Origin of the sequence: Vibrio sp. 2017_1457_13, assembly GCF_030851525.1 — a bacterium.
Lineage (GTDB): Bacteria > Pseudomonadota > Gammaproteobacteria > Enterobacterales > Vibrionaceae > Vibrio > Vibrio metschnikovii.
This window is the reverse complement of sequence record NZ_VHTA01000007.1, coordinates 112563-136729: the sequence shown is the minus strand read 5'-3', so window position 1 is coordinate 136729 and position 24167 is coordinate 112563. Positions and strand designations below refer to the sequence as shown.

Genomic DNA, 24167 nt, shown 5'->3' with positions numbered 1-24167 from the left:
CCGAGAGAATACCAATGCAACACGTAGAGCAAAGATTACAAGAGTTACGGCAAATCCTGAATGAACATGCGATACGTTATTACGTGGAAGACGCCCCGAACATTCCTGATGCTGAATACGATCGGTTGATGCGGGAGTTATTAGAAATTGAAGCGCAATACCCACAATGGGTAAGTGAAGATTCGCCTAGTCAGCGTGTTGGTGGGGCACCATTATCGAGTTTCGAATCAGTCACTCATGAACGACCGATGTTATCGTTAGATAATGCCTTTGCTGATAGTGAGTTGGATAGCTTCTTTCGTCGTATCGGTGAGCGAGTTGCTGCCACTCAGCACGCTCGTTTTTGTTGTGAGCCTAAATTGGATGGGTTAGCAGTTAGTCTATTGTATGTGGATGGTCGATTAACTCAAGCTGCGACCCGTGGCGATGGTACGACAGGTGAGAATATCACTGAAAATGTACGTACCATCAAATCGATCCCTCTCAAACTCTCTGGAACTGGATGGCCTTCAAGGATTGAAGTTCGAGGTGAAGTGTTTATGCCCAAAGAGGGTTTTGAGCGGATGAACGCTCAAGCACTGAAAAAAGGTCAAAAGGTGTTTGTTAACCCACGTAATGCGGCCGCTGGGAGTTTGCGTCAACTCGATTCTCGTATTACGGCTAAGCGCCCTTTAGCGTTTTATGCTTATAGTGTCGGAGTGGTCGAAGGTGCTGAGTTATCGACCAGTCATTATGACCGTTTTTTACAGTTAAAAAGCTGGGGGCTTCCGGTTAGCCCTGAGACGCAGCGCGTAGAAAACGCTCAGCAAGTTAAAGATTACTATCAAACGATTATGGCAAAACGAGCTGACTTACCTTACGAAATTGATGGTGTGGTGATTAAAGTTGATGATATTGCACTGCAAGAGAAATTAGGATTTGTCGCTCGTGCTCCTCGCTGGGCGATTGCTTATAAGTTCCCTGCTCAAGAGGAAATGACTCGTTTAAATGAGGTTGAATTTCAAGTAGGAAGAACCGGAGCCATTACGCCTGTTGCTAAGTTAGAACCGATATTTGTTGGTGGTGTGACGGTCAGCAATGCGACGTTACATAACGCGGATGAGATCGAGCGATTAGGCGTAATGGTTGGCGATACGGTAATTATTCGCCGTGCTGGTGATGTTATTCCACAAATTGTTTCCGTGGTGTTGGAACGTCGTCCTCAAGAGGCTCAACCGATAATTTTCCCTAGTCACTGTCCAGTTTGTCAATCTGATGTGGAACGCGTCGAGGGCGAAGCGGTTGCTCGCTGTACTGGCGGCTTAGTGTGTCAAGCGCAACGCAAAGAAGCGTTAAAGCACTTTGTATCACGTAAAGCAATGGATGTAGACGGTTTAGGCGATAAAGTTATTGAGCAGCTCGTAGAGCGAGAAATGGTCGAAACGCCAGCCGACTTATTTAAACTCCGAGCGGGTGAGTTAACCGTATTAGATAGAATGGGCCCTAAATCGGCTCAAAATATCACTCAGGCACTGATTAACGCTAAGCATACGACCTTAGCCCGATTCTTATATGCCCTAGGTATCCGTGAAGTTGGCGAAGCAACAGCGATGAATCTGGCTCAACATTTTTGTACTTTGGAAGCAATTAGCCAAGCCTCTGTTGAGCAGTTGATTGAAGTTCAAGATGTAGGAATGATTGTGGCGAGTCATGTGCATGCTTTCTTTAGTCAGGAAAAGAACCAACGTGTTGTGCAAGAATTAAGAGACTTAGGCGTAACGTGGCCTGATATTGAACCTCAAGATGTTGCAAAGCCACAGCCACTGGCTGGAAAAACAGTGGTATTGACGGGCTCTCTGGTTCAATTATCACGCAGTGAAGCTAAAGCGGCTTTACAAAGCTTAGGGGCCAAAGTGACTGGTAGTGTATCAAAAAATACCGATATGCTGTTTGCGGGCGAGGCGGCAGGCTCTAAATTAGTTAAGGCTCAAGAGCTGGGAATCGAAATATTTTCTGAGCAAGATTTGTTGGATCTTCTCACCTAACGATTTTAAATGCTAACCAAAACCCTTAACCATTGATCAATGGTTAAGGGTTTTTTATTGTCAAAAATAACTTAATTTAGAATAAGAAATTAGTGAGATAGATTGTAACTATTTTGTCACTTTCTATTTTTGATCAATGCGATCGACTTCAATTATTCAATTATTTTTATTTTTAATCTATTGTTAATTAAGTTGTTTTTTTATTTATTGTTTGATGTGTTAATTATTCGATCTTGATCACTTACTCACTTAAAATTTGTTATGGCTCATATTTTTTTAGTTAAAAATTAAGATCTGATTGATGTTTTACCCTATCCAGATAGTCTTAATGCATGGATACACAATGTGTATGCAGATAGTGATGAGAAATAGTACTTATTCTCATACAAGGAAAAGCTTTCTCCCTTCGGCGGCCAACTTTTGGGGGAAAACATAAAAACAGCTATATCCATTTTTAGGAGTTTTCCATGGACAAATATTTTAAACCTTCCTTAGTCGGTGCAGCCGTTGCAACAATGCTTGCATCTGGTATTGCATTCAATGTTTCAGCAGCAGATAACTACGAGGTTTATGGTGTTATCGCATTACAAGCCGCTTACCGAGATTACGATGCTGGTAATAAAGAAACCGATGATAAGTTAGGAGGCTCTCAGCTTAATAATGAATCTCGAATTGGTTTCCGTGGCGAGAAAGACTTCAAAAACATTGAATCAACTTTTATTTGGCAAATTGAAGCTGGATATGTTGACCCATCCTTCTCTGATCCTGGTTCTGAACTAGGTGCTCGTGATACGTTTGTAGGTTTTAAACACGATAGTTATGGCACTGTTCGTTTAGGTCGAGTCTTGTCACCCCTTTATGAATTGGTGGATTGGCCAGCATCTAACCCTGGTTTAGGTGATGTATACGACTGGGGTGGTGCTATCGGTGGAACTAAGCATCAAGACCGTGCTTCAAATACGATTCGTTGGGATACACCAACATTTGCAGATAGCCTATCTTTTAATCTAGCGTATGGCATGGCTGGTAAAGATGGAGCGCAGAAAGGCGATGGTAAAGATTATTGGATAGGTGCCGCTGCGCATTATAAAGTTTCTGTTTTCCAATTTGATTTAGCTTATGAAGGTAACCGTGACGTAGCTAAAGAGAGCACTGAATGGGATAATGACGCCTATCTATTTGGTGTTCAAGGATGGTTTGATAATGGACTTTCCTTCTATGCACAATATAAGATGATGGAAGCAAAACCTGTCGCTGGTGATAAAGAGAAACAAAATGCGTATTCAGCAGGTTTGGCTTATACGACTGGCGATTGGCAGTTTAAGTTAGGTTATGCTAAAAATGATGAGCTTAAAGTTGGTGGTAGTAAGCTAAAAGGTTCGGATGATGATGTACTGTCTATACAAGCGCTGTATTTTGTAGATCCATCAGCGGTGCTTTATGCCCGTGCTCGTACTCTTGATTTTGGTGATTCATACAAAGGTCGCTGGAAATCAGCAGATTATGATGAGTACTCTGTCGGTGTAGAATATTATTTCTAAACGAAGTTAGACTATTGAGTTGTAGAGTAAAGGCGAGCTTCGGCTCGCCATTTCATTTTAAGGACGTTCTATGAAAGTTTTACCTATCAGTTTATTTATTTCATTATTGAGTATTTCGTTTAGTGGATATGCGGTGATTAATGTTAACTTTGACCGTGATATTCAATTGTTAGCGGTGAATGGTGAATCGGAAGGTGTTAATTTTGGACATCGTTCCGAATTGACTTTAGATCCGGGTGAACACCAGTTACTTGTACGAACTGAGCGAATTATTCAGATGTCTGGTAAGCAAAATAAATATAAATCCCCACTGATAGTATTAAAAGTCTCTGGTGATTCTGGTGTTGTCAATTTAACGTCGGCAATGACTATTCGCGATGAAAGTAATGCCAGAGAATTTGATCGTCGCCCCAGCTTAAATATAGAGGTTACTCAAGGTAATCTTGTTATTGATCAAGATTTTATTCCTGGTCGTTCATTTGCTTTCATGGGAGATTACACTAAACAACTTCGTCAATTTAATCGAACGGAGAGTAAAGCTGCGATAAATGAGGTATCAATGCGCAGCTTTACTACACATCCTACAGCGTTGGTAAAAGACGTGCCAATTGATAGAGATAAATTAAAAGCGATTCAAAAAATTTATCTTGAGCTGGATGAAAACCAGCAGAAATCTTTCTTATCATGGGCAGTAAGTCAATAATTAAAAATATAATGAATATTAGCCAAATTGCTAAATTAACAGGATTAAGTGCTAAATCGATTCGTTTATATGAAGAGAAAGGTCTAATCACTGTGCCATTACGCTCTACAAGTGGTTACCGAACTTACACACCACAGCATATCGATGATTTGTTATTAATTGCTCGCTGTCGGCGAGTCGGTTTTAGTTTGGATGAGTGTAAAGCCATGCTCACACTGGCCAATGATCCACAGCGCACGCGCGCAGCGGTGCGTGCGCGAGCACAAGAAAAGTTACAGGAAGTCTCAAGTAAACTGACCGAACTTACCTTGATTAAGCAGCAGCTTGAAGAGTGGATTGCATCTTGCCCCGGTGATGAAGGGCATGATTGTCCGATCATTAAAGAATTGAAGAGTTGTTGTAAAGATGTAAACGATAAGGCCCGATAGATTCTTATCGTTTTTCTACTGTCTACTTCTGGCTTAAGCTACAGCAGCGTTAGTTACGTAGATTTACCTTAATCATAGATTCATAGAGTGGGTGAGAGCTATCCTTCGCTCTCACTCAAGGCAGGAGCTTACTTTTCTAAAGGTTGATAAGGTTTAATTTTAAGCGTAATCCCATTAAGCCCGATAACCTCTACCATAGATTCAGCAGCGATATCTTGATCACTGATCGCCGACCACGTGCTATCCCCCAGTTGTAATCGAGTGACGACTTGCGCTTTTACGGGTTCAGTGAGCAGTAGTCGCCGTCCAATTAACTGTTTCTCTTTCTGATTTAGCGAGCGTTGAGCATCGTCATATCGATCCGATTTAAATTGGCGACGCCACCAGAGCCAAGTTGTTAATAGTACAAAGCTGGCAAACGCCATCCACTGCAACTGCCATCCCATTGGGATGAGCAGCATAATCAGACCAACCAAAAGAGCAGATAGGCCAAGCCATAAGAAGTAGCCTGCCGTTCCTAACAGTTCAACGGCTAATAAGGCCAGCCCTAAGGCTAACCAATGCCAGTAATTAAATTGAGCGAGCCATTCAATCAAGCGTTATCCCTTTTTATCTGCTGAATGTTTGAACATTTCTGCGACCCCTGCAATAGATCCCATCAAGCCGGTTGCTTCCAGTGGCAGCATAATGATTTTGCTGTTTTCTGCTTGGCCAATAGATTTTAAAGCGTCGGTATAGCCTTGAGCAATAAAATAGTTAACGGCTTGCATATCCCCTTTAGCAATGGCTTCAGAAACCATGCTAGTGGCCTTAGCTTCCGCTTCTGCGGCGCGTTCACGAGCCTCTGCTTGTAAAATTGCTGCTTGCTTATCACCTTCGGCTTTAAGGATCTCGGACTGTTTTTGGCCTTCGGCGCGTAAAATTTGTGCTTGGCGAACCCCTTCCGCCTCCAAGACTTCTGCGCGTTTATTCCGCTCGGCTTTCATCTGTGCATTCATCGCAGCCGTCAGATCGGCAGGAGGTTGAACGTCTTTGATTTCAATACGAGTAATTTTTACGCCCCAAGGACTGGTTGCTTGGTCAAGGATGGTTAGTAATTTTGTGTTGATCATATCCCGTTGACTGAGCATTTCATCCAGCTCCATTGAGCCAAGCACTGTACGCATATTGGTTAATGTCAGGTTACGAATGGCGTGCTCTAAATCCGTTACTTCATAAGCGGCTTTGGCTGCATCAATAACCTGAACAAAACAGACGGCATCGATGACGACGCTGGCGTTGTCTTTGCTGATCACTTCTTGCGCTGGAATATCAAGCACTCGTTCCATCATATTGATACGGCTTCCAACTTTATCAACAAATGGAACAATGATGTTTAAGCCAGGGCGGAGTGTGTGGGTGTAACGACCGAAACGTTCTACCGTCCAGTTATTACCTTGAGTGACGGTTTTTACTGCCGACATAATAAATACAATGGCGACGAAGACAAACACGCCGATTGTAATCAATGAATCAATAGCCATGACGTTCCCTTTGAGTAATAGACCTTATGACAACGCTTTACGTTGTTTAGGTACCAATAAAAAATCCAAAAATCATTGTGTATCAGAATGCCTGAATAGGCAATCATCAGCATGAAAAACTGAGGGCTAATGAGAATTTATCGTTGAATAATGACAGGGGATAAATTGAGGGGTAATACACAGGACAAAAGAGAGAAACCACATCACTAATTCAACGCTACCTTTTAGCTAAGATAGCGTTGTGAGTCAGTTGGAGATTAATAGAGCTGAGAGTAAAGTTGTCGGCGATAACGGGCGGCGATGGGATTCCCCTGACCTAATGCGCTTAAAATATCCATAAACGTTTTTTTCATTTCGCCATCTAATAGCGTTAGATCATCTTTTAGAAAGCGCCAGAGTAGTTCAAGAGCCTCTTCATCTCGTTGTACTTGATGGTACTGAGAGGCTAATTCATTAGCCATCGTCGCGTTGTTACTATTTTGCGCTAACGCCGCTTCTAATTCTTTTATGGCTGGGCTTTCTGCTGCTTGTTCATACAATTCAATTTGTGCTAATAAACGTTTGTAATCGCTTTGCTGATATTGCAACGGAATGTTATCCAACAGCGTTTTTGCTTCGGAAAAACGACGAGTAGCAATAAAACAGTCTGCTAATGCGAGTTTAACCTCACCTTGATTTTTCCATGTTTCACTGAGTTCAAGGAGTAACGGTAACGCCTGAGTATAGTCTTGCTGTTTAACGAGTTGTAATGCCGTTTGAACGGTACGCTCTTCTTGGCTAGGTAAGTGTTTATCGAGCATATCGATGATGGCACTGAGTGGTTGCGGCCCACCTAATCCATCCACCGGCTGACCATTAATAAATAATGCAATGGTTGGTAATGCCTGAATACCAAACTGAGCAGCGAGAGCTTGCTCTTGTTGACAATTTAACGTCGCTAATTGAAAGGCACCCGCGTATTGCTGAGCGAGTTGTTGCAATTCAGGAAGTAGTTGAGCACTTTCATCACTGATGGGGGCCCAAAAGTAAAACAGCACGGGTTGCTGAGCCGAGTTGGCCAATATTTCCTGAAAATTGTGTTGAGACACATCACTATGATGAATTGGGTGCATGATCATTCCTTATTGCATTGAGGCATTGTTACACAAATGGGGGATAAAAAAGCAAAACTCAAGGCTGATTGATGACTTGAAAGAGAAAGTGTTTTCACTCACGCATAAAAAAACCACCGAAGTGGTTTTTCCGTCAAGCAAACAAAGGTGCTAAAAAAGGATCAGCAGTGCCAAAACAATCGTGACACCGAGCCAATTCCATTGATTTAATGTCATTTGGGTCATACTCAATGCCTTCCTTGGATGATAGCAGCAGAGGGTATCAGCCTATCACCTAGGATATATTTAGAAGAATAAACCCTTCCTACTTGAAGCAACAGCGGTGTTGGCTACGTTCGTTCACCCCAATCATAGAGTCTATCTATGCACATGGGGACTCACTCACTTGCCGCCTACCTGCAACTCCAAGTTGTTTGGGTATACTCAGTGTTTGGTGTTGTACCATGATTGATATCTTATTTCGTGATATCACCTGAGCATGATCAGTATGGCAAACCAATATGACGAATCAATGACAGCTAAGCCGCTTTGCTGAGTAATTTATCTAATACTCGCCCAGGTAAGAGTCTTTTCAAGAGTGCAAACACTTTCGTTGGTACGGTCACTCGGTAGCGAAGCTTGGGGTGTTTGGCTTCTAAAGCATGCAATATCGGCGCTAAACACGCTTCAGCAGGCAGAGCAAAAGGATGGTTTGATTGTGCATTTTCCAAGCGGGCTAACTGAGTCTGATAAGCTTGGTGGTGAAGAGAATGTTCAATATTGATCCAGCGTTTAAAGGCGGTTAATGCATTAGCTCGAAACTCAGTGTTAATCGGTCCTGGTTCAAGCAAACTAATATGAATATTGCTCGCTTGGAGCTCTAAACGCAACGTATCTGTCCATCCTTCAATCGCAAATTTAGACGCATTGTAAGCGCCACGATACTTCATCGCAGCAAAGCCTAAAATGGAGCTATTTTGAATGATTCGTCCATGCCCTTGTTGACGAAAGTGCGGAAGCAATAAGGTTGTTAATGTATGCCAGCCAAAAAAATTGGTTTCAAATTGAGCGCGTAATGCCGCAGTTGATAGGTCTTCTAGCGCGCCAGGTTGCCCATAAGCGCCATTATTGAATAGAGCGTAAAGTTGATGATTTGAAAGCTCGAGAGCTGCTTTTACTCCCTGATGAATACTCTGTTCATCGCTGAGATCCAACTGAATACAAGTAACCCCTTCTTGCTGTAAGCGCTTGACATCATCGATGTGCCGGCAAGAAGCAATGACATGATAGCCACGTTGTTTCAGCGCTAGAGCCGCCATATAGCCAATACCTGTTGAGCAACCTGTGATGAGGATCGAGCGAGTCATAATGAATCCAATTAATGGTGATGTGATAATAGCTGTTTTAACGCCGGTTCAAGTCGTGGAAAATTAAATTTAAAGCCTAACTCTGTCAATTTCTTTGGTTTCGCACGCAAGCTATCAAACAGTAATTCGCTCGCCTCACCAAGCAGCAGTTTGATCGCCCATCGTGGGGTGGTTAATAAATGAGGCTTTCGGAGGCTCGCGGCGAGAGTTTGACTAAAGACCGCATTGGTAACGGGGTGTGGAGCACACATATTGAAAGCGCCTTGAGCATGTTCGGTTTCCAACAGAAAAATGATTGCCCGTACCATATCACTAATATGGACCCATGGCATATACTGGGTACCACGGCCAATCGGCCCACCTAATCCTAGGCGATAGGGAGGGAGCATTTTCTTTAATGCACCGCCTTCAGGCGATAAGACGATTCCTGTTCGCATCAAGCAAACTCGCGTTCTGGATGATTGGGCGCGCATCGCTGTTTGTTCCCAAACGGCACAGATGTGATGAGAAAATTGTTGGCTTTGCACTTGCAAACTTTCGTCGAAGGGATGTTCGTGTTGATCGCCATAATACCCCACTGCAGAGCCACTAAGAAAAAGAGTTGGTGGAGTGGTACTCGCATGGATCAATTCAACCAACTGCTCGGTTAACTGCCAACGACTTTGGCAAATACGCTGTTTTTGTTTGTCTGTCCAGCGTTTATCGGCGATGGGTTCTCCTGCTAAATTAATTACCGCATCGAAGCGATTAAGATCATGCAATTGATTAATATCACTAATGAACGAAATCTTAGTGTTAGCGTGGGCAAGTTTGCGCTGTGCCTTAGCGATATCTCGTGTGAGGATGACGATATCGTGAGTGATTAATTGTTTGATCAGCTCACGACCAATTAAACCAGTGGCACCAGTGATAAAAATGTTCATTTTGCCTCCTTGCATGGGTAATGTATTAAGCAAACAAACGCTTAATCAGCTTATGTGTATCTCTCTTGGTGTTCAAGCTTTTCTCTCGTCTGTGGTCATTCCGTGGAGGAAGTGTCACTCTCAATACAAAGATTGACGAAGATGACGTAGGTTATGAAAAAACGTACAATAAAATTCTTTACACACTCAATAGGCCGTCACCATTGACGAGTCGACATTGACAGAGGATGTTATGTTTGTCGCTATGGACGACCGGATTTGAGAGAGGGGAGAGATAATGAAACTGTTCTTTGCTTCAGACTTACATGGTGCTTTGCCTGCAGCCGAAAAAATGTTACAGCAATTTACCCAGTCTGGAGCGAATACGCTGATTTTATTGGGTGATTTATTAAATCACGGTCCGAGAAACCCTATTCCTGAAGGGTATAACCCTCCCGCGGTAGCCGAAAAATTAAATGACTACGCTAAACAAATTATTGCGGTGCGGGGGAATTGCGATAGCGAAGTGGATCAAATGTTATTGGATTTTCCAATCATGAGTGACTTTGCGTGGGTATTATTGCCCTCAGGACAGCGATTGTTTCTTACTCATGGCCATCTCTATGATGAGCAGACTCTGCCGCCTTTATCGATAGGTGACATTGTTGTTCATGGTCATACTCATCTTGTACGAGCAGAGCGATGCGGTAATCATTTTGTATTAAACCCTGGTTCGGTGACGTTTCCCCGATCTCAGGCCGTCGCCAGTTTTGCTGTCTTAGACGGCTTTTGTTTCACTGTCTATGGCTTTGAGGGAGAAACCTTAGCATCGCTTGATCTTTCACAATAATATTTTTTCTAAGTCATGTTGAGCGCTATTCGTTAGCGGTCAATATGACCGAGATCGCGTTGTGGATCGATAATGTCTCGTACCCGTTGTTTCAATATTTTGGCTTCTGGGAAGCCATTATCCCTTTTTCGTTCCCAAATTGAGTGTTGGTTGCAAAAGATCTCAAAACGTCCACCGGTATCGGGATGTAAAGAGACCATGTCAATCTCTTCACTGAATGTCTGCAAGAGCTCTTGGCTTAGCCAAGACGCTCTCAACATCCACTGGCATTGCCGGCAATAATAAATATCAATGTTTACTTTGTTCATAGGCAACTAATGGGCAACTCATGATGTAGAAGTGGTGACTATCCATTACCAAACAGTACTGTTGAACCATGGCTCAAGCTAGTGAGTAGTAAGGTTTTCTTATTAATGATATCAATCCTTCGGCTCTGTTGAGCGTCCATCTTAAACAGTTGAGTGATTAACTGTAGTTGCTTAGGCGTAAAATCTTTACTGTAAGACGATGAGATATCTTTAAATTCCGTCGGTGATACGAGAAGGTAGTTATCACTGATGCTCCACTCCCCAGACTCAGAAATATTAATGATATTATCCGGTCGGTCGGTTGATGAAGGTTCAATAGAATATAATTTGACTCTTGAAACCCGCAGGTAAGTGCCATTTGGCAGATATTTTACGTTTGAAGAGACGTCAACACGATGCAGAGGTCCGACCGCGTCATTAGGTTGAGTGGTTTCGATTAAGGTCACCATTTTTGATTGCCACTCACGTGACATCAACACATTGTCTAACTTCGTTTCATTCGTCCAATAGATCCAACTACTGACAACCGTTGAGATAAGCAATAAAAATGCAGAGATTTGTTTGGTCATCGTTGTTCCTTACTGGCACACTTTATCGGTGTCATCTGGGTTAGCAAAGATCCGCAAAGTAATATTTTCCCCAGAAAATTGAGGTAAGTGAATATAGTTCAGGATCAGTTGACCATTATCACCACCCGTCGCGATCACTTCTTTTAGGATCATATCATCAGAGCGCATCGAGTGATGCTTTTTGATGCACGATTTGATTAAAGGTAGCCATGTGCTCAGGTCTGGGTGATTGATGGGCGCGCTGATCACAACATCATTGACCACGGCCAGTTGACGAAATTGTGAAGAAGACGGTGAACTAAAAAACAGCACCATGATCGGTAATAAGATGGCACACACTAACATCACCAATGAGCGAAGATCCGATAAGCGTTTCGCAGAAACCGCATCTTTGGTGCTCATGAATGTATTGTTAGATTTGCCTGTGAGATCAGTATGCCTCTCTCCTGAAAAGGCGCTCTCGTCTTGGTTAGTGGCGCTATTTTCTAACGCGATCTCTGGCTCAGCAATGACCGGTTCGGGCGGAACAATTGGCTCAACGCTAGCAATAAACTGATAACCACGTTTGGGCACCGTTTTAATGAACAACGGGAGTTTTGTTGAGTCCTTAAGCATTTTTCTTAGCGTAGAAATTGCTTGAGTCAAGCTGGAATCATCGACTTCAAAGCCTTGTTCTCGCCATACATAATTATGTAAGTCATCACGAGAAATAATTTGGTTAGGATGTTGAACAAACATAGAGAGAATACGACTCTCATTGCTGCCGAGACGCGTCTCTTCTTCTCCGGTTTGATCGACCAATAAGTTTGATGTCGAGTCAAAAATAAACCGATTGGCAAGAATGAATTTGCTAGCTAAATTGCTCATTGAGTTCTTCTTTTTAATGGTTGTTACTCAAAATGGCCAAGTTCTGTCGCGCTTGGGGTTTTACTGCCCTAGTTTGGTGTTATTCGATCATATTTGTCGTCAGCAACACGCTCATCATCGATGAAACAACAATCTTTTACTGTTGTTTATCACTGCGAACTCATCGTGCTAACCGTTTTGAGTGGTATCAATGACAGACTTTTTTCATTAACCTGATCAAAATTTTTAAGGGTGAAACCTAAAACCAGTAGAGAATAATCAAAAAAAATCCAAAAAACAGTGTTTTTATGTTTTTTGACCTTGAATTTACATTGCCAAGCCACATGTTAATAGCAAATCTATGTTCTTCCTACCCATTTTAGTGTGATGGATAGGGTTTGATATGATGTTACGGAGCTAAAATGAGCGAGACGACAACCAACAACAAAGAAACACGTGGTTTTCAATCTGAAGTAAAGCAATTGCTTCATTTGATGATTCATTCTTTATACTCCAACAAAGAGATCTTCCTACGCGAGTTGATTTCTAACGCCTCTGATGCGGCCGATAAACTGCGTTTCCAAGCGTTATCCAACCCTGATTGGTATCAAGGTGATGCAGAATTAGGCGTCAAACTGTCGTTTGATGCTAAAGCCAATACGTTGACCATTTCAGACAACGGTATCGGTATGAGTCGTGAAGATGTGATTGAGCATTTGGGTACTATTGCGAAATCAGGCACGGCAGAGTTCTTCTCTAAACTTTCTCAAGAGCAGTCTAAAGACTCACAATTAATCGGCCAGTTTGGTGTTGGTTTCTACTCTGCGTTTATCGTCGCTGATGCAGTGACAGTGCGGACTCGCGCAGCAGGATTGGCGGCTGATCAAGCGGTACAATGGCACTCACAAGGAGAAGGTGAGTATACGGTTGAAACGATAGAGAAAGCTTCTCGTGGTACCGATATTGTTTTGCACATGCGTGACGAGGGGAAAGAGTTCTTATCTGAGTGGCGTTTACGAGAAATTATCTCTAAATACTCTGATCATATTGGCATTCCAGTTTACATTCAAACGTCGGTACGTGATGAGGAAGGGAAAGAGACGGGAGAAGTTAAGTGGGAACAAATTAACAAGGCTCAAGCCCTATGGACTCGCTCTAAATCTGACGTCAGTGATGAGGAGTATCAAGAGTTTTACAAGCATGTCTCCCATGATTTTGCCGACCCGTTGACTTGGAGCCATAACAAAGTTGAAGGGAAAAACGATTATACCAGCTTACTGTATATTCCGGCTAAAGCACCTTGGGATATGTACAATCGTGACCACAAACATGGCTTAAAACTGTACGTACAACGTGTCTTTATCATGGATGATGCTGAGCAGTTCATGCCATCTTACCTGCGTTTTGTTCGTGGATTAATCGACTCCAACGATTTACCGCTCAACGTCTCGCGAGAAATCTTGCAAGATAATAAAGTCACTCAATCGTTACGTAACGCTTGTACCAAGCGTGTGTTGACCATGCTTGAGCGTCTTGCCACCAACGACAGTGATAAGTACCAAACGTTTTGGAAAGAGTTTGGTCTCGTGATGAAAGAGGGGCCTGCTGAGGATTTTGCTAATCGTGAAAAAATCGCGGGATTATTGCGTTTCGCTTCAACTCATGAAGAGTCTGCACAACAGAACGTGAGCTTAGCAGCGTATGTTGAGCGAATGAAAGAAGGTCAAGAGGTGATTTACTACTTGACGGCGGATAGCTATCTGGCAGCGAAAAACAGCCCTCACTTGGAGCAATTCAAGGCAAAAGGCATTGAAGTTATTCTGATGTACGATCGAATTGATGAGTGGTTGATGAACTACTTAACCGAATTTGATGGTAAATCTTTCCAATCTATTACCAAAGCTGGTTTGGATTTGAGTAAGTTTGACGATGAAGCTGAGAAAGAGAAACACAAAGAAACGGAGCAAGAGTTTCAAACGGTAGTTGAGCGTATCAAAACTTACTTAGGTTCAAGAGTGAAAGACGTTCGTACTACCTTTAAGCTTGCTTCAACGCCTGCTGTCGTGGTGACTGATGATGGCGAAATGGGTACGCAAATGGCTAAATTATTAGCCGCTGCGGGTCAAGCCGTACCGGAAGTGAAGTATATTTTTGAGATCAACCCAGAGCATAGCATGGTCAAACGCATGGCTGATGAAGCCGATGAGCAAGCGTTTGGTCAATGGGTGGAAGTCTTATTAGGCCAAGCGATGCTGGCTGAGCGCGGAGCAATGGAAGATCCGACTCAGTATGTTAAAGCGGTCAATGAGTTATTAACTCACGCATAATCCTATTTTTTACACGATAAAACCAAACTCGCCATCGTGCGAGTTTGGTTTTTATGAGGCTGTCTGCTTCAGCCAGTATTCAGGGCGATACATTTATTCTGTTCGTACTATGAAGTGGCGTGATTCTTTAGTCTTACTCTGCTCTTTTTGGTGGATTTTATGTTAGAATCACTCGCTTAAATGATTTGGCCATCTTGTGTGGTCTCATACTTTTATGACCAGTTTTTATCTTATTATACCGAAACTTACCGTCTCTCAATTCCGTTAGGCTGTGAGCTTCGGTATATACCCAAACGACTTGAAGTTGCAGGTAGGCGGCAAGTGAGTGAATTACCATGAGCATAGGCAAACGATGTGATTGGGGTAACGAACGTAGCCAACACCGCTACAGCTTTAAGTAGAAAGGGTATAACACAATTTTCAAAAGAGGATTAAACATGCGCATCATTCTTCTCGGCGCTCCGGGTGCAGGTAAAGGCACACAGGCTCAATTCATCATGGAAAAATATGGTATTCCACAAATTTCTACTGGTGATATGCTACGTGCTGCTATCAAAGCGGGCACTGAGCTTGGTAAAAAAGCGAAATCAGTGATTGACGCTGGTCAGCTTGTTTCTGATGACATTATTCTAGGTCTGATTAAAGAGCGTATCGCTCAAGCTGATTGTGAAAAAGGTTTTTTACTGGATGGTTTTCCTCGCACAATTCCGCAAGCTGATGGTCTTAAAGCGATGGGAATAAACGTGGATTATGTGATTGAATTTGATGTTGCTGATGACGTGATTGTTGAGCGTATGGCTGGTCGTCGAGCACATCTTCCTTCTGGTCGTACTTATCATGCTATCTATAATCCACCTAAAGTCGCTGGTAAAGATGATGTTACAGGTGAAGATTTAGTAGTGCGTGATGATGATAAAGAAGAGACAGTACGTGCTCGCCTAAGTGTTTATCATGACCAAACAGCACCTTTGATCGAATACTACGGCAAAGAAGCGGCGGCTGGACATACTCAATATTTAAAATTTGATGGTACCAAGCAAGTTGCTGAAGTTAGTGCTGATATTGAAAAAGCGTTGGCATAATGTCACCTAGTTTTCAATTTGTTTAGGTTAACTAACGCATTGATCATAAAAGCGACCTTGACGGTCGCTTTTTTTAAACTTTTTGGTTGTTGTGACGTACTTACTATTCTCTGTGGACTGAATCAATGGAAGTTATGCAAACGAAAAAAAAACTTGGTGTATTGCTGGCTAATTTAGGCACGCCAGATGAACCGACGCCTAAAGCCGTCAAACGATTTTTAAGTCAGTTTTTACATGATCATCGTGTGGTTGATTTGACGCGTTGGATATGGTGTCCGCTGCTCCATGGTGTCATTTTACCGTTACGCTCTCCTCGAGTCGCTAAGTTGTATCAATCGGTTTGGATGGATGAGGGCTCGCCGTTATTGGTTTATTCAAAGCGGCAACAAGAGAAACTTCAACAGCGCCTTGATTATCCGGTTGAACTAGGAATGACGTATGGAAACCCAAGTTTACTGAGTGGTGTGCAAGCGTTACGAGATCAAGGCGTTGAAAAAATAATAGTGTTACCGCTTTATCCACAATATTCAGCAACTACGACAGCAGCGGTGTTTGATGGTTTAGCCAAAGCAATCAAAACGCAAAGGGTTATACCGGAAATCGATTTTATTACCGATTATCATGATCATCCGTTATACATTCGTGCTTTAGCGGACAAAGTTCGCAGTTCGTGGAGTGAAAAAGGGCAAGGTGATGTATTGATTTGTTCTTATCATGGCATACCTAAACGTTATGCTGATAATGGCGATATTTACCCTCAACACTGTCAACAAACGACCCATTTACTCGCACAAGAATTAGGTTTGAGTGATCAACAGGTCATGATGACTTACCAATCGCAGTTCGGTAAAGAAGAGTGGTTACAGCCCTACACCGATAAAACTATGCAGGCTTTACCTTCGCAGGGGATGAAAAAGATCGATATTCTTTGCCCCGCATTTTCGGTTGATTGCTTAGAAACGTTGGAAGAAATTAGCGAAGAGAATAAACATCTTTTTCTTGAGGCTGGAGGTGAAGCTTTTAACTATATTGCTTGCCTTAATGATTCTGATCTGCACATTGAGATGATGGTTGATTTAATCCAGGCTCGTTATTAGGGCCGTTGTCTTACTGTGATAATGTTTCCGCTGGTGGTTAACAATGCAACCAAAGCTGTGCTGCTGTTGGCTCCAAAAAAACGTTAATGCTGCAGCAAATAATAAAAAAGCCAAACGGTGATGTTTGGCTTTTTTAAATGAAGGTGACCTCTACAGCAAAGAGAGGCCGTATCGATTAACCGATTTATGCTTCAACGGGAGTTAGTGTTTCAATCTCGGTAGTGCTTTGACAAATTTTGCTCAGCATTGGCGCGATTAAAAAGGTTAAGATAGTGATACCTGCAGTGACATAACCAATTTTTCCAAACACGTCACCGTAAATAGCCAGTGATTCTTGCGCTGTGGTAATGTGCTCAGGGACAGAGGTTAAGCTAGCTACCCATCCTGCTGCAACAGCTGCTGCAGCTGAGGTTAAAAACCACATACCCATAGCAAAACCCATCATACGTTGTGGGACTAGTTGTGCCACCATCGCTAAGCCAAGTCCTGATACCAATAATTCACCGATCGACTGGAATAGATAGCTCATGACTAACCAGTTTGAACTGATGATCCCTTGGGTATTCGCAAAACTTGTCGACCAAGAAAGTACCAAGAAAGAAAGCGCGCATAATCCCATGCCAATGGCAAATTTAAACGGCATCGCTAAACGCTCACCTAACTTACCGTATAACATCGCCAGTATCGGACTTGCTAGCATGATCCAGAATGGGTTAAGTGCTTGGAACTGTTCTGGTTCAACTTGGAAACCGAATAGGCTTGGGTTAACGTTATGAATAGCAAAAAAGTTTAATGAAGTCGGCATCTGGAAGTAGAGCACGAAAAAAACCACGCCTTGCAGCATAAGAGCAAAGGCGACGAGCATTTTTTTACGTTCTAAACCAGTCATTGAAAAAGTTTCTTTAAAATAGCAACCCAGAATGGTTAAGCCGGCTATGACCAAAATCATATGAGCTAAGAACAGGTTTTGTAAGAGATAACTAGAAATAAAGCTAGCGAGTACAGAGCCTAGGATAACCACCATTAATGAACGACGATTGACGGGTTTGAGATCGGCAGGTGAACCAACTTTTTTGAGCATTTTTAAGCACATCATAAAGTTGACTACCGTGATCGCTAGGCCAATTGCACTAACACCAAATGCCATACCATATCCCGCACGTTCAGCGACTATCGGGGTGATGATCATCGAAAAGAACGAGCCAAGGTTGATGGCCATATAGTACATCGTAAAGGCACCATCGAGTCGAGGATCGTTATCGGCATAAACCTTGGAGAGCAAACTTGATGGATTGGCTTTAAATAAACCATTACCAACAGTGATGAATCCCATCGCAATATAAATCAGCGTTGGTCCTCCCCAATGGCCATCCGTTGTCGATAAACCTAATAACAGATAACCGACCATTAAGATGATTGCACCAAGCGTGATTGCACGCTTTGTACCAATAATCTTATCGCCAATCCAGCCACCAGCGGCAACAAATCCATAAACTAAAGCAGAGAATGCACCAAATAGAACAAATGAAGTTGACTCACTCATACCTAAGATTTTGACCATATATACCGTCAAAATCGCTTGCATTCCGTAGAAGCCAAATCGCTCCCAAAACTCAATTGAAAAAATCAAATAAAATGATTTAGGTTGCTTGAATATATTCAAGTCAGACATACCGCTCTTCCTGTAAGTGCCTCTCTGTTTGTTTTACCCCTCTTACAGATCGTTATGGTTAACCCTATCTGTAAGGGGGGGAACGCAGAGATTATTAATGTAATTATTGTTATTCCCGAATAGCGACGGAAGCTTGTATGCCCTTTCTACTTGACGCTGCAGCGGTGTTGGTTACGTTCGTTCACCCAATCACATCGTTTGGCTATGCTCATGGAGATAAACTCACTTGCCGTCTATCTGCAACTCCAAGTCGTTTGGGTATAGCAACGGAAGTCACTATCGAACCTCAGTTGTTGACGTTAAACATCCAGTCGTTTGGGTTATAAATTTAGTAATAATTTGTTTCGTTGACCGATACGTATACCGCTAAGCGTATAGTGCTGCAAGACACGAAATGAAAACAAAGAAATCGCTAAAAATGTAATGTTTTGAAAAATAAAATATTTCTAATTTTTTTAACTCTTGATATTGAGTGAAAACTAAGTTTTCATATTTGGTTACATTTTGGGCGTGGATGGATTGTGGGAGTAATTATTGCTGTTGTTTGTTGTTAAGCCGCGCTGAGTAAACGATTATCTGCATAAAGTGACGGGATGGCATCTAATCAATACCAGCTTCGAGCCCTATTAATGATCGGAGGGTTTATCCTCTTCCCACTTCAAGTAGTTTAGGTATACTTTCGCTATTGCCCGATACATAAGTGGCGTAAATAAAAGCATAATAAGAAGGTTGGCTAAGATTATGAAAGGTTGGTATCTGCTTTATTGTAAGCGAGGTGAACAAGCAAGGGCAAAGAGCCATCTTGAAAATCAAGGGGTTGAATGTTTTTATCCGCAAATGGAAGTTGAGAAAATTCTTCGCGGTAAAAGAAAAAAAGTACAAGAGCCCGTTTTCCCGTCTTATATTTTCGTGTGTTTTGATTATAAGCAAGGACCAACGTTTACGACGGTCCGTTCAACACGTGGTGTTGTCGATTTTGTTCGTTTTGGCCCTGAACCTAAAGAATTATCGGAAGCATTAGTCACTGAACTAAAAAAACTGGAATATCTACCCGATCACGAGCAACTGGGGTTACCTGCGGTAGGGCAAGAGATAGAAGTCAAAGGCGGTCAGTTTTGTGGTATTCGGGCTTTATATCAAGAACCTGATGGCGACGCGCGTTCTATGATGTTGGTGCAGATGATCAATCAGCCGGTGGTGATCAGTATTGATAATAAAGATTTGGATCTTAAGCATTGCTTAGACAATTGAGCTTGCGTCGTCGAGAACGTTTGATGATTAAGTAGAAAAACTCAAGGCGCCATAGAGGCGCCTTGATTATTTATATCGAACGTTATTAATAAGCTTCATTATGTACGGCTTTCACGGCTCGACCTGAAGGGTCAATGCAGTTTTTGAAAGACTCATCCCATTCTACAGCTTTGGCGGATGAGCAGGCGACGGATGGGCCACCAGGTACGCAGCGTGCAGCAGACTCTAATGGGAACAGCTCTTCAAAGATTTCTCGATACACATAGCCTTCTTTGGTTGTTGGCGTATTGTACGGGAAGCGGAATTTAGCCGTTGCCATCTGTTGATCGCTGATTTTCGCTTCTGCGGTTGATTTCAGGGTGTCTATCCAGTTATAGCCGACGCCATCGGAAAATTGCTCTTTTTGACGCCAAGCAATGGAATCCGGTAAATAGTCTTGAAAGCATTCGCGTAAGATGTGTTTTTCCATCTTACCATTACCACACATTTTGTCGGCAGGGTTGAGACGCATCGCGACATCAATAAACTCTTTATCCAAGAACGGTACTCGTCCTTCAACGCCCCACGCCGCGAGTGATTTATTCGCTCGAGCACAATCAAATAGGTTTAATGCGAGCAGCTTACGGACGGTTTCTTCATGAAACTCTTGCGCATTCGGCGCTTTATGAAAGTAAAGATACCCGCCAAATATTTCGTCAGCGCCTTCACCCGATAGGACCATTTTTATGCCCATCGCTTTAATTTTTCGTCCGAGTAAAAACATCGGTGTTGAAGCGCGAATGGTCGTCACATCATAAGTTTCGATGTGATAAATCACATCGCGAATGGCATCCAGCCCTTCTTGAATGGTATAGGTCATTTCATGATGTATTGTGCCGATTTTTTCAGCCACTTCACGAGCGGCTTTTAAATCAGGTGCGCCTTCTAGACCAATGGCAAACGAGTGCAGTTGAGGCCACCACGCAGCCGATTGTTCATCATCTTCAATGCGCATCGCGGCGTAACGCTTGGCAATGGCTGAGGTGATAGAAGAATCTAACCCGCCAGATAATAATACGCCATAAGGTACATCGGTCATTAACTGGCGTTTGACCGCCGCTTCTAACGCTTCCGTGAGTTCTTCTTTACTCGATAAGTTATCTTTTACAGCATCATATTCAGTCCAATCGCGTAGGTAATAGCGGTAAGGTTCTGGATCGGTTGAACTAAAGTAACTGCCAGGAGGGAATTCACTGATCGACTTACAAACCGGCACTAATGCTTTCATTTCTGAGGCGACATAGTAGTTGCCATGCTCATCGTGACCTTGATAGAGCGGGATGATGCCAATATGGTCGCGGCCAATTAGGAATTGATCTTTTTCTTGGTCATAAAGAGCAAAAGCAAAGATACCATTCAGCTCTTCGAGTAACTCCGCGCCTTTATCTTGGTAGAGGGCCAAAATAACTTCACAATCGGAATCGGTTTGAAAGTCGTATGTATCTTGATAGCGGGCACGAATTTCTTTGTGGTTATAAATTTCACCATTAACGGCCAAGATAAGTTTTTTATCAGGGCTGTAGAGCGGTTGAGCACCGCTGTTGAGACCGACAATCGCTAAGCGCTCATGGGCAAGAATAGCGCGCTCAGAGGTGTAAATACCAGACCAGTCGGGACCACGATGACGTAGTTTTTTAGACATTTCTAAGGCAATTGTCCGTAATGCACTGGCGTCGCTTTTGATGTCTAAGATACCAAAGATAGAACACATACCGCTTCCTTAATTAGATGATGTTTAATCAGATGACTTTAATCTGCCATTTTGGTTAAAAAAGGCAACACTTCTTTGTTTAAATAATTAATCATTGCTTGTTATAGTGAATTTTATCTAATTTAAATTGCTTTTCAGTGAATGAGTTCTAATCCGCGTCTAATAAATCAGCAATTAAGGTGTGAGAAAGGATAACTAGAAAGGCGATATCCCCAATCGTGTTAATGACAACGTTCATGGGGAGAGAAAGGGAATCGCTGATCTGACTGGATTAATGTGGCGAGTTGAGCACGACAACGAGGCTCAATAGACCTTAGTCTTCGAGCAATTTCTGGAGCAAAACGCCATTAAGCATGGCTCGTTTAATCATAGCAAAAGCCCCAATCGTGGGTCGCTTGTCGATCGTTGATGCCACAATAGGTAACTGACGATGAAAAGCCTGTAACGACTGATTTTCAATATTGCGTAGAATAGCCGGAAAAATAACCTCTTGCGCCGCAGTAATATCACCCGCGATGATGACTTTCTGAGGGTTAAATAAGTTAATCGTCATGGCTATTGCTTTACCAAGTTGATTACCGACTTGCACTAGGGCTTGCTTCGCTAGCTCATCATCTTGCAAAGCGTGTTGACAGATATCGTCAATGGTTACTTTAGGCAGATCAGACAAACTTGATTTGTAACCTTGAGCAAGCCGTTTCTTGACACGAGCGACGATGGCTGGATTGCTGGCGACGGTTTCTAAGCAACCGAAATTTCCACATTGACACTGCTCACCAAGAGGATCGATTTGAATATGACCGATTTCGCCAACGTTGCGGTTAGTTCCTAGAAAAACGTGTCCATTGACAATGATTCCAGCTCCTGTTCCACGATGCACGCTGACTAAAATAGAATCTTGACAGTCTTGGCTCGCGCCAAAGTAGTGTTCTGCCAGCGCCATGCCACGCACATCATTACCGACAAAACACTCGACATGAAAGTGGTCTCGAATAATATCGCCAAGCCCAAGCGCATCAATTTCAATATTGGGCATATATTCAACAACCCCAAGCTCAGGGTTAACGAGACCGGGTAAGGCAATACCAATCGCAATTAATTGTTTAATATTACTTTGTTGTTGAGCAAGAAAGGCTTTTAAATGATGAATTAACCCTTCGATTAGCTGAGGTTGATGAGCGTAATGAAACTCATAGGAAGAGCAAGCCAGTTCTTGGCCTCCCAAATTATACAGGCCCAACTGAATATAATCGCGACCTAATCTGACGGCGATAGAATGAAATGGTTCGACTTCCGTGGTTAAAGAGATCGCACGTCGTCCACCGGTCGAGGCTTGCTGTGCGACTTCTTTAATCAACCCTCTTTCTAGGAGTTGGCGGGTTATTTTTGTCACACTTGCTGGCGCAAGTTGACTGACATCGGCAACTTGGATGCGCGAAATTGGCCCCTGTTGGTCGATTAAGCGATAAACAGCTGCGCTATTGAGCTGCTTAACGAGATCTACATTACCTATTTGTCCGCCATTCATGATTACTTTTGCTCGTATTGTCCATTCACTACTGTCGCTTTTACATTGAAGTCGCGGTCAAAAATGGTCAGGTTAGCAATATAGCCTGGTTTAATGCGACCTAACGTCTTATCAACACCGATGGCTTTCGCTGGGTATAAGCTGGCCATTCGCAATGCTTCATCTAAAGCGATTCCGACATGCTCAACCGTATTTTGGACTGCTTCAATCATCGTTAAGGCTGAGCCGCCAAGTGTACCGTGTTCATCAACACACTTGCCGTCTCGGTAATATACTTTCTTACCGACAAAAATAAAGTAATCCATTTCAGCGCCTGCAGGAGCTGTGGCATCGGTCACTAATACGAGCTTATCGCCTTTTATTTTGTGAGCAATACGGATGTTAGCGTAATCAACATGAAAACCATCAGCGATGACTCCCGTATAGACTTCGGGTGTGTCATAAATGGCACCAACAACGCCGGGTTCACGACCAGCCATCGGTGTCATTGCATTGAAAAGATGGGTTGCGAAAGAGATTCCTGCAGCAAAGCTTTTACGAGCTTCTGCATAAGTGGCATTGCTGTGGCCGATAGAAACAATAATGCCCGCGTCAACGAGTTGCTCAATATGTCGCAAGTCATTATTTTCTGGTGCTAAGGTGACTTTAGTTACGACATCGTTATTTTGACAAATGAAGTCAATCATCGCTTGATCTGACTGACGAATGAAATCAACACTATGAATGCCTTTTTTCATTACATTCAAGTAAGGCCCTTCTAAATGCAGACCGAGAGATTGATGTGGGTATTTTTTTTGGTACTCACGTTGTGCGCTGATGGCTTGTTGAATATCGTGATCTGACGAAGTAATCAATGTCGGGAGAAAACTAGTACAACCGGATTTTAAGTTCGCCTGATGCATCACTTGGATGGTATCTGCTGAGATTTGATCATTAAACATCACGCCACCACAGCCATTGAGTTGCAAATCAATAAATCCAGGACAGAGATTGGCACCATTGAGATCAACATGGTTGATCGCCGATGGAAGTTGATTTATCGGACAGATAGCTTGAATGAGGTCGTTATCCACGATAACGGCATGATCAGTTAACTTATCACTACCAGTGTAGATTTTGCAGTTTGTGAGCGCATACATAATCAGTTAATCCTTATCTATCGGGGGAGCTTAATTGTGTTGATATCCTTGCGACTTGAAGTCTACGTACTGTTACTCAAAACGATGAGAGCCATGGTGATTTAGCGGGAGGTTATCGAGGCCAGCCGATAGGTAAATATAGTGGTATGGCCTACTTTTTCTCCCAGTA

Annotated in this window: 22 protein-coding genes; 10 read left to right on the top strand and 12 right to left on the bottom strand. The window is 42.7% G+C overall.

What is annotated here, in order from left to right; genetic code table 11:
* Nucleotides 1–14: 14 nt before the first annotated feature.
* From ligA to cueR, 4 genes are all read left to right on the top strand, one after another.
* Nucleotides 15–2024 carry an NAD-dependent DNA ligase LigA gene (gene ligA, locus FKN88_RS11625; RefSeq protein ID WP_154168740.1) on the top strand — a complete coding sequence of 670 codons (2010 nt, stop codon included), beginning with the start codon at nt 15–17 and terminating at the stop codon, nt 2022–2024.
* A 467-nt stretch (nt 2025–2491) separates the two neighbouring features.
* Entirely contained in the window at nt 2492–3565 is a 1074-nt protein-coding gene (locus FKN88_RS11620) for a porin (RefSeq protein WP_154168738.1), read from the top strand.
* Nucleotides 3566–3635: 70 nt separating this feature from the next.
* The gene (locus FKN88_RS11615; RefSeq protein ID WP_154168736.1) at nt 3636–4268 is read left to right on the top strand and encodes a DUF2057 family protein; all 633 of its coding nucleotides are present in this window, start codon (nt 3636–3638) and stop codon (nt 4266–4268) included.
* A gap of 11 nt (nt 4269–4279) precedes the next feature.
* Nucleotides 4280–4696, top strand: coding sequence for a Cu(I)-responsive transcriptional regulator (cueR, locus tag FKN88_RS11610; RefSeq protein WP_154168734.1), 417 nt, complete (start codon nt 4280–4282; stop codon nt 4694–4696).
* Nucleotides 4697–4824: 128 nt separating this feature from the next.
* On the opposite strand, the gene FKN88_RS11605 is transcribed toward cueR, so the two are convergent.
* The 5 genes from FKN88_RS11605 to FKN88_RS11585 all read right to left on the bottom strand — a co-directional run bounded on the left by FKN88_RS11605 (nt 4825) and on the right by FKN88_RS11585 (nt 9600).
* Entirely contained in the window at nt 4825–5292 is a 468-nt protein-coding gene (locus FKN88_RS11605; protein WP_154168732.1) for an NfeD family protein, read from the bottom strand.
* Between the two features lie 3 nt (nt 5293–5295).
* Nucleotides 5296–6219: an SPFH domain-containing protein gene (locus FKN88_RS11600; protein WP_158138101.1), complete on the bottom strand. Its 924-nt coding sequence runs from the start codon at nt 6217–6219 to the stop codon at nt 5296–5298.
* A 257-nt stretch (nt 6220–6476) separates the two neighbouring features.
* Nucleotides 6477–7331 carry a co-chaperone YbbN gene (locus FKN88_RS11595; RefSeq protein ID WP_154168728.1) on the bottom strand — a complete coding sequence of 285 codons (855 nt, stop codon included), beginning with the start codon at nt 7329–7331 and terminating at the stop codon, nt 6477–6479.
* A gap of 518 nt (nt 7332–7849) precedes the next feature.
* Nucleotides 7850–8677 carry an SDR family oxidoreductase gene (locus tag FKN88_RS11590; RefSeq protein ID WP_154168726.1) on the bottom strand — a complete coding sequence of 276 codons (828 nt, stop codon included), beginning with the start codon at nt 8675–8677 and terminating at the stop codon, nt 7850–7852.
* A gap of 11 nt (nt 8678–8688) precedes the next feature.
* Nucleotides 8689–9600 carry a TIGR01777 family oxidoreductase gene (locus FKN88_RS11585; protein WP_306687577.1) on the bottom strand — a complete coding sequence of 304 codons (912 nt, stop codon included), beginning with the start codon at nt 9598–9600 and terminating at the stop codon, nt 8689–8691.
* A gap of 277 nt (nt 9601–9877) precedes the next feature.
* On the opposite strand from FKN88_RS11585, the gene yfcE reads away from it, so the two are divergent.
* The gene (gene yfcE, locus FKN88_RS11580; protein ID WP_154168722.1) at nt 9878–10429 is read left to right on the top strand and encodes a phosphodiesterase; all 552 of its coding nucleotides are present in this window, start codon (nt 9878–9880) and stop codon (nt 10427–10429) included.
* 32 nt (nt 10430–10461) lie between these two features.
* Here the strand turns inward: yfcE and FKN88_RS11575 are convergent, their stop codons facing one another.
* The 3 genes from FKN88_RS11575 to FKN88_RS11565 are packed head-to-tail and all read right to left on the bottom strand — an operon-like array spanning nt 10462 to nt 12173.
* The gene (locus FKN88_RS11575; protein WP_154168720.1) at nt 10462–10737 is read right to left on the bottom strand and encodes a SelT/SelW/SelH family protein; all 276 of its coding nucleotides are present in this window, start codon (nt 10735–10737) and stop codon (nt 10462–10464) included.
* A 38-nt stretch (nt 10738–10775) separates the two neighbouring features.
* Complete coding sequence (locus FKN88_RS11570) at nt 10776–11306, bottom strand: regulatory protein ToxS (RefSeq protein WP_154168718.1); 531 nt, start codon at nt 11304–11306, stop codon at nt 10776–10778.
* Nucleotides 11307–11315: 9 nt separating this feature from the next.
* A complete protein-coding gene (locus tag FKN88_RS11565; protein ID WP_154168716.1) occupies nt 11316–12173 on the bottom strand; it encodes a transcriptional regulator in 858 nt (285 codons plus the stop codon).
* A 401-nt stretch (nt 12174–12574) separates the two neighbouring features.
* Here FKN88_RS11565 and htpG point away from each other — a divergent pair, with 401 nt between their 5' ends.
* The 3 genes from htpG to hemH all read left to right on the top strand — a co-directional run bounded on the left by htpG (nt 12575) and on the right by hemH (nt 16658).
* Nucleotides 12575–14479, top strand: coding sequence for a molecular chaperone HtpG (gene htpG, locus FKN88_RS11560; protein ID WP_154168714.1), 1905 nt, complete (start codon nt 12575–12577; stop codon nt 14477–14479).
* A 437-nt stretch (nt 14480–14916) separates the two neighbouring features.
* Nucleotides 14917–15561 (top strand): adenylate kinase, encoded by a 645-nt coding sequence (adk, locus tag FKN88_RS11555; RefSeq protein ID WP_004395694.1) that lies wholly within the window; start codon nt 14917–14919, stop codon nt 15559–15561.
* Between the two features lie 134 nt (nt 15562–15695).
* Nucleotides 15696–16658, top strand: a complete 963-nt coding sequence (hemH, locus tag FKN88_RS11550; RefSeq protein ID WP_154168712.1) for a ferrochelatase — start codon at nt 15696–15698, stop codon at nt 16656–16658.
* Nucleotides 16659–16842: 184 nt separating this feature from the next.
* On the opposite strand, the gene dtpA is transcribed toward hemH, so the two are convergent.
* Nucleotides 16843–18330 (bottom strand): dipeptide/tripeptide permease DtpA, encoded by a 1488-nt coding sequence (gene dtpA, locus FKN88_RS11545; protein WP_158144109.1) that lies wholly within the window; start codon nt 18328–18330, stop codon nt 16843–16845.
* A gap of 137 nt (nt 18331–18467) precedes the next feature.
* Between dtpA and FKN88_RS11540 the strand changes: the two genes are divergently transcribed.
* Together FKN88_RS11540 and rfaH are read left to right on the top strand one after the other, a co-directional pair.
* A complete protein-coding gene (locus tag FKN88_RS11540) occupies nt 18468–18656 on the top strand; it encodes a hypothetical protein (protein WP_154168710.1) in 189 nt (62 codons plus the stop codon).
* A gap of 415 nt (nt 18657–19071) precedes the next feature.
* Nucleotides 19072–19581 carry a transcription/translation regulatory transformer protein RfaH gene (rfaH, locus tag FKN88_RS11535; RefSeq protein ID WP_154168708.1) on the top strand — a complete coding sequence of 170 codons (510 nt, stop codon included), beginning with the start codon at nt 19072–19074 and terminating at the stop codon, nt 19579–19581.
* Nucleotides 19582–19666: 85 nt separating this feature from the next.
* Here rfaH and asnB read toward each other — a convergent pair whose 3' ends face one another.
* The 3 genes from asnB to nagA form a co-directional block, all read right to left on the bottom strand.
* The gene (gene asnB / locus FKN88_RS11530) at nt 19667–21331 is read right to left on the bottom strand and encodes an asparagine synthase B (protein ID WP_154168705.1); all 1665 of its coding nucleotides are present in this window, start codon (nt 21329–21331) and stop codon (nt 19667–19669) included.
* Nucleotides 21332–21644: 313 nt separating this feature from the next.
* The gene (locus FKN88_RS11525; RefSeq protein WP_306687576.1) at nt 21645–22859 is read right to left on the bottom strand and encodes an ROK family protein; all 1215 of its coding nucleotides are present in this window, start codon (nt 22857–22859) and stop codon (nt 21645–21647) included.
* Between the two features lie 2 nt (nt 22860–22861).
* The gene (nagA, locus tag FKN88_RS11520) at nt 22862–23998 is read right to left on the bottom strand and encodes an N-acetylglucosamine-6-phosphate deacetylase (protein WP_154168701.1); all 1137 of its coding nucleotides are present in this window, start codon (nt 23996–23998) and stop codon (nt 22862–22864) included.
* Between the last annotated feature and the right edge of the window lie 169 nt (nt 23999–24167).

What these genes read in the sequence shown, in the direction of transcription:
- cueR (WP_154168734.1), top strand. Translation starts at nt 4,280, where the DNA reads ATGAATATTAGCCAAATTGCTAAATTAACAGGATTAAGTGCTAAATCG.
- nagA (WP_154168701.1), bottom strand. Translation starts at nt 23,998, where the DNA reads ATGTATGCGCTCACAAACTGCAAAATCTACACTGGTAGTGATAAGTTA.
- adk (WP_004395694.1), top strand. Translation starts at nt 14,917, where the DNA reads ATGCGCATCATTCTTCTCGGCGCTCCGGGTGCAGGTAAAGGCACACAG.
- FKN88_RS11620 (WP_154168738.1), top strand. Translation starts at nt 2,492, where the DNA reads ATGGACAAATATTTTAAACCTTCCTTAGTCGGTGCAGCCGTTGCAACA.
- rfaH (WP_154168708.1), top strand. Translation starts at nt 19,072, where the DNA reads ATGAAAGGTTGGTATCTGCTTTATTGTAAGCGAGGTGAACAAGCAAGG.
- FKN88_RS11540 (WP_154168710.1), top strand. Translation starts at nt 18,468, where the DNA reads ATGCCCTTTCTACTTGACGCTGCAGCGGTGTTGGTTACGTTCGTTCAC.
- FKN88_RS11565 (WP_154168716.1), bottom strand. Translation starts at nt 12,173, where the DNA reads ATGAGCAATTTAGCTAGCAAATTCATTCTTGCCAATCGGTTTATTTTT.
- FKN88_RS11585 (WP_306687577.1), bottom strand. Translation starts at nt 9,600, where the DNA reads ATGAACATTTTTATCACTGGTGCCACTGGTTTAATTGGTCGTGAGCTG.
- ligA (WP_154168740.1), top strand. Translation starts at nt 15, where the DNA reads ATGCAACACGTAGAGCAAAGATTACAAGAGTTACGGCAAATCCTGAAT.
- htpG (WP_154168714.1), top strand. Translation starts at nt 12,575, where the DNA reads ATGAGCGAGACGACAACCAACAACAAAGAAACACGTGGTTTTCAATCT.
- FKN88_RS11600 (WP_158138101.1), bottom strand. Translation starts at nt 6,219, where the DNA reads ATGGCTATTGATTCATTGATTACAATCGGCGTGTTTGTCTTCGTCGCC.
- dtpA (WP_158144109.1), bottom strand. Translation starts at nt 18,330, where the DNA reads ATGTCTGACTTGAATATATTCAAGCAACCTAAATCATTTTATTTGATT.
- hemH (WP_154168712.1), top strand. Translation starts at nt 15,696, where the DNA reads ATGCAAACGAAAAAAAAACTTGGTGTATTGCTGGCTAATTTAGGCACG.
- FKN88_RS11575 (WP_154168720.1), bottom strand. Translation starts at nt 10,737, where the DNA reads ATGAACAAAGTAAACATTGATATTTATTATTGCCGGCAATGCCAGTGG.
- FKN88_RS11615 (WP_154168736.1), top strand. Translation starts at nt 3,636, where the DNA reads ATGAAAGTTTTACCTATCAGTTTATTTATTTCATTATTGAGTATTTCG.
- yfcE (WP_154168722.1), top strand. Translation starts at nt 9,878, where the DNA reads ATGAAACTGTTCTTTGCTTCAGACTTACATGGTGCTTTGCCTGCAGCC.
- FKN88_RS11595 (WP_154168728.1), bottom strand. Translation starts at nt 7,331, where the DNA reads ATGCACCCAATTCATCATAGTGATGTGTCTCAACACAATTTTCAGGAA.
- FKN88_RS11525 (WP_306687576.1), bottom strand. Translation starts at nt 22,859, where the DNA reads ATGAATGGCGGACAAATAGGTAATGTAGATCTCGTTAAGCAGCTCAAT.
- asnB (WP_154168705.1), bottom strand. Translation starts at nt 21,331, where the DNA reads ATGTGTTCTATCTTTGGTATCTTAGACATCAAAAGCGACGCCAGTGCA.
- FKN88_RS11590 (WP_154168726.1), bottom strand. Translation starts at nt 8,677, where the DNA reads ATGACTCGCTCGATCCTCATCACAGGTTGCTCAACAGGTATTGGCTAT.
- FKN88_RS11570 (WP_154168718.1), bottom strand. Translation starts at nt 11,306, where the DNA reads ATGACCAAACAAATCTCTGCATTTTTATTGCTTATCTCAACGGTTGTC.